The 3,998-nt window shown below is 71.3% G+C and carries 3 protein-coding genes and 1 pseudogene; 1 reads left to right on the top strand and 3 read right to left on the bottom strand.

Annotated elements, in window-relative coordinates; translation table 11 throughout:
• Nucleotides 1–146, top strand: a pseudogene (locus WMI84_RS17280) (selenide, water dikinase SelD); the annotation flags it as partial.
• 34 nt (nucleotides 147–180) lie between these two features.
• Here WMI84_RS17280 and WMI84_RS17275 read toward each other — a convergent pair.
• From WMI84_RS17275 to WMI84_RS17265, 3 genes are all read right to left on the bottom strand, one after another.
• Nucleotides 181–1,776 (bottom strand): alkaline phosphatase family protein, encoded by a 1,596-nt coding sequence (locus WMI84_RS17275; RefSeq protein WP_347355014.1) that lies wholly within the window; start codon nucleotides 1,774–1,776, stop codon nucleotides 181–183.
• A 132-nt stretch (nucleotides 1,777–1,908) separates the two neighbouring features.
• Nucleotides 1,909–2,313 carry a VOC family protein gene (locus tag WMI84_RS17270; RefSeq protein WP_347355013.1) on the bottom strand — a complete coding sequence of 135 codons (405 nt, stop codon included), beginning with the start codon at nucleotides 2,311–2,313 and terminating at the stop codon, nucleotides 1,909–1,911.
• Nucleotides 2,314–2,711: 398 nt separating this feature from the next.
• Nucleotides 2,712–3,410, bottom strand: a complete 699-nt coding sequence (locus WMI84_RS17265) for a sigma-70 family RNA polymerase sigma factor (RefSeq protein ID WP_347355012.1) — start codon at nucleotides 3,408–3,410, stop codon at nucleotides 2,712–2,714.
• Nucleotides 3,411–3,998: the final 588 nt, after the last annotated feature.

Here is a 3,998-nt window from a genome sequence, read left to right as displayed (position 1 = left end):
CGGCCGACGACCTGCTGCTGCTCGCGGACGCCCAGACCAGCGGCGGGCTGCTGGTCGTCGGGCAGCTGCCCGGTGCCGCTGTCATCGGCGAGACCGTCGCCATGCTCCCCGGTGACCCGCCCCGGATCGCGGTCCGGGGGTCCTGAGGTGGTGACCGGACTTCGCGGGTGTCGAGTCCCCTCAGATGCGGAACAGGCCCTTGCCGCGCTGTAGCAGCTGGTGGGCCGCCCCGAAGGTCGTCGGCCGCCGGCCACCGTCGGGCAGCCCGAGCTCGGCCGTCAGCACACCCATCAGTGCCGAGGCCGGCGGGGTCAGCGGCGTGCCGGCCTGCTCGGGGGCGAAGGGGACGTGGGCGTCATCCCGACCGGGCACGGGCTGCGGGTGGGTCTGCGGCCAGTTCGCGACGGGGCGCGGCTGCTCGAGGTTCAGCGCGTTGGTCAGGTCGCGTGCCGTCGCATCGCGCTCGGTCAGCGGCGGCAGGCCGTGCTTGCGGCACAGCGTGGCGATCGCCGAGCCGTGGTGCATCTCGTCGTGGATGATGGTCCCGGCCCTGGTCCAGGCCGAGATGGCGATCGTCGGCACCCGCACCCCGAGCCGGTCGAAGCCGAAATCCATCTCCGGTTCGAGCGCCGGCCCCGACGCCACCGTCCCGGCGGGCAGCACCGGTCCGGGCGGTACCGCCGAAGGTGGCGGCACGTGGTCGTAGCAGCCGCCGTGCTCGTCGAAGGTGACCAGCAGCAGCGTGTTCAGGGCGTTCGAACCGGCCGGCGTGGCGCTGGTGCGCACCGCGGTGTACACGTCGTGCAGCAGCTGCTCGCCGGCCCGGATGTCGTTGTGCGCGCCGACCGGGATCCCGAGCACCTCGAAGGACGCCACCGGCGGGTGCATGTCGTTGTGGTCGAACACCAGCCGCGGCTCGATGAAGGCGTAGGCCGGCAGCCGGCCGGCGGCCGCGTCCGCGTAGAAGCGCCGCATCCCGAAGAACCGGGTCCGCCAGAAGCGCCGCAGCGCGGGCGCGTTGATCAGACCCGTCAGCGGCACGACCTGGCTCTCGTCGTAGTAGACCGCCCAGGAGATGCCCGCCTCCTCCAGCCGGTTGAAGATGGTCGGCACCCGGTTGCGCGCCCACTTGCGGTAGCCGTGCGGGCCGCCGTCGTTGGTGACGAACCCGGACGAGGACGAGGCGTTGAAGAACGAGCGGTTGCAGAAGGTCTGCGACGGCACCGCGCAGAACCAGGCGTCGTACACCGCGAAACCGCGGGCCAGCGCGCTGGTCACCGGCAGCATGCCCGGGCTGAACGAGCCCATGATGACCCGGTACTCCTCGGGGGAGGGCTGCCGCTGCTGCGAGGCGATGAAGCTGTTGATGTAGTCGGTGACGAAACCGCCCATCGTCGGCGCCGCCCCGTCCGGCGGGGCGTTCCAGGGCGCCACCATGTCGCCGGCCCGGCGGCCGGCGTTCTGCGGCGGGTCGACGATGCCGAACAGCTGGGTGTTGACGTGCTGGTACTCCTCGCCGGGGTCCGGCGTGGGGCTCTGCATGATCCGGTCGGTGGGGCCGTCGTAGACGTGCGCCGCGACCGGGCCGGTCGGTGACAGGTTGTGGTACGAGCCGTTGGCCACCCCGTCGAAGCGCTGCCCCTCGGGCAGGGTGCCGGGCGGGTAGAGGTGGCCCAGCAGGTTGTCGAACGAGCGGTTCTCGAACATCAGCACCACCAGGTGCTCGAAGCCCGGCCCCGCCGACGCGGCCGGGGACGGCCCCGCCCCGGCCGTCACGAGACCCGCCGTGGGGCCCGGCCGGACACTGGTCCCTGCGGTGACGACGCTCCGGTCATCGCGGCCTCCTGCAGTCGGTACTCGCCGAACCGCAACGCTGCCGGAGCCTGGCCGAGGTGCAGCACGGCCGGCTCAGCGCGGGTCGAAGTGGGCTTCGGGCCGGGTCGGCTCGAACAGCTCGACGAGGTTCCCGGCCGGGTCCTGGACGAGCAGCTGACGGCCGCCCACCCCGGTGATCACGCCGGATCGCAGGGTCGCTCCCGTCTCGCGCAGGCGGGCCGCCTCGGCCTCGACGTCGTCGACCTCGAGCGAGAACCGGTTCCACCCGCCCGGCTCCGGGCTCGAGCCGTCGGCGAGGCGCCGGCCCCCGCCACCTTGCGGGTTCGGGGCGCTGAGCAGCAGGCGCAGGGCGTCGCGCTGCAGCATCGCGAACGCGGGGGCGGGGTGCATCACCTCCCTGAAGCCGAGCCGCCCGCAGTAGAAGTCGATGGCCGCGTCGACGTCATCGACGATGTATCGCACGCTGACTCCACTCATTGCTCACTCCTCGAGGGCCTCATCCGAGGGTATGCCGCCCAGCCGGCTCGCGTGGGTCCGCGTCCGTACGGGGGTGCCGGCGCGCGGAGGTCGGCTCCGCTCGGGGGCTACGCCCAGCGGCATACCGCGTCGTCCGAACCTTCAGGACGGGCGCTCAGCCCGGTGCCGGCCGGCTCTCAGGTCGTCGCGGAGCAGGCTGACCAGGGCGTCTGCCTCTTCACGGCAGGCGGCACACCCGGCGAGATGGGTGCTCATCGCCGGGTCGCCGCCAGCCGGGTTCCGGACCACCGCCTCGGCTTAGGTGTCGAGCCGGTCGAAGCAGTCGTCGCACGAGAGCCAGGGCCGGGTGTCCATCAGCAGGGCAGCGCGGGTGGCCTCGTCGAACGGAGGGACGGCGATCATCCGAGTCCTCCTTCCAGGACGTGCGGAGCGGGAACCCGCCGCCCCCTGCGGGGCGAGTTCACGGGTAGATGACCGGAGGCGACGAGGTGCTCACGCAGCCGTGCTCGAGCGTCGTGCAGGGTCTTGTAGAGCGCGTTGCGGTTGGTGGCGAGTCGCTCGGCCAGCACGTCGATCGGCACGTGGTCGACGAGCAGGGCAACGGCGACCCGGCGTTGGTGTGAGGTCAGCGTCGAGGTCATCGCTGTCGCGAGCGCCCGACCGAGATCGGCGGCCTCGGCGTGCTCGTCGGGGGTCGCGGCCCGGTCGGGCACCTCGACCCTGCCGTCCAGGGTCACCTCTCGATCACGCCACGCGGCGCGCCGCACATCGGAGGCGGCCTGCACGATGGCGAACTTGTAGGCGCAGGTGGTGAACCGGCTGCGACCCGCAAAGGTGTCAAGCTTGCGGATCACCGCGGCCATCGCCTCGTCCGCGCTCTGGTTGATCAGGACATCGATCGCGTGTGGGTCCAGACCGGCCAGCTGCCCGCTCATGTGTCGCACCTGGTGGCCGGCAGCTCGCAGCATCAGCGCATGCAGCTCCGTCATCGCCTGTGTCTGCAGGGCGCCCGGCGCCGACAGGGCGGCAACCCACTGGAAGTCCTGCGACGCCGGGTCCTCGTCCGACACGGTGTCGTCCCACGCCTCAACGCTCATCGCCACGCCTCATCCATCCCTCCCCGTCGTCGCGGACAAGACGTCACGTACAGGTTCGGCGATCACTGTCATGGCCTGTTGGTGGCCGTGCCCCCGACAGTTCTTACCGCCTGTTCCTCATCTCGTCAGCGCTGATCCGCATCCTGCGCTGCGGTTCGCTCGCAGGGCCGTGCTGACACTCTCGCACGAGGCGCGTTTGCCGCGAGGGCGATTGGCGACAACTCGTGGGCGGATGTGACGGTGACGCCGGTGGCGGTAAGAACCGCACGGCGGCGGCCACCAACAAGTCATGCGATCTTCAACGACACACCACGACAGCCCGGCTCCCCACGGCCACAAGTCACCGAACCCGGGACGGAGCAGCTTTCGGATGCGCCGCAGCGCGGTGATCGATCGTCTCCCGGTCGAGAGAGCAGGTTTCGCAATCGACAGTGCACCTTTCGCGGTCGACCGGGGACCCTGCCCGCGTGGCGACTGCCCTCTCGATCACGAGTTGTGCACTCTCGATGAGGGGGGGTGATCAGGTGATCCGGGTCGGGCCCTTCTCGTCCAGCCGCTGGCGCTGCGGCACGACGGTGTACCTCGGGT

This window comes from Intrasporangium sp., assembly GCF_039812505.1.
Lineage (GTDB): Bacteria > Actinomycetota > Actinomycetes > Actinomycetales > Dermatophilaceae > Intrasporangium_A.
This window is presented reverse-complemented; position numbering and strand designations above follow the sequence as displayed.

What these genes read in the sequence shown, in the direction of transcription:
- WMI84_RS17270 (WP_347355013.1), bottom strand. Translation starts at nt 2,313, where the DNA reads ATGAGTGGAGTCAGCGTGCGATACATCGTCGATGACGTCGACGCGGCC.
- WMI84_RS17265 (WP_347355012.1), bottom strand. Translation starts at nt 3,410, where the DNA reads ATGAGCGTTGAGGCGTGGGACGACACCGTGTCGGACGAGGACCCGGCG.